The following is a 573-nucleotide window of genomic DNA, read 5'->3' on the forward strand; positions in this document are numbered from 1 at the left end:
GTGGACAGATATGACCAGAACCAGAATGCCTGTTACCAGCGTGATATAGCGGGCCGGCACAAGGTGGTGGCCTGACCGCAGGGTGAACAGCCCGCCACTGGTGGAAAGCCGCACCAGCCGCAGATATTGCCGCATGAACCAGCCATCACCATGCGCATCGTCATGGCCTGCGGCATCTTTGGACCGCATCAGATAGGCGGTCATCATCGGCGTGATCAGCCGCGCGACCAGCAGCGAGAACAGCACCGAAATCGCCACCGTCAGGCCGAATTGCCGGAAATACTGCCCCGGAATGCCGGGCATGAAGCTGACCGGGACAAAGACCGCGATGATGGTGAAAGTGGTGGCGATGACGGCGAGGCCGATTTCATCCGCCGCGTCGATCGAGGCGCGATAGGGCGATTTGCCCATCCTCATGTGTCGCGCGATATTCTCGATCTCCACGATGGCGTCATCGACCAGAATGCCGGTGGCCAGCGTGATGGCAAGGAAGCTCACAAGGTTCAGCGAGAAGCCCAGCAGGATCACCACATAGAAGGTGGGCACCGCCGACAGCGGCAGCGCCACTGCCGC

At 61.1% G+C, this 573-nt stretch carries 1 protein-coding gene; it reads right to left on the minus strand.

Annotation, left to right across the window (positions count from 1 at the left end; all coding sequences use genetic code 11):
* Window positions 1-573, minus strand: a 573-nt coding sequence (locus tag PKE99_RS39385; protein ID WP_271215165.1) for an efflux RND transporter permease subunit, incomplete at both ends; no start/stop codon positions are given.

The organism is Pseudonocardia halophobica, assembly GCF_027922425.1.
Lineage (GTDB): Bacteria > Actinomycetota > Actinomycetes > Mycobacteriales > Pseudonocardiaceae > Pseudonocardia > Pseudonocardia halophobica.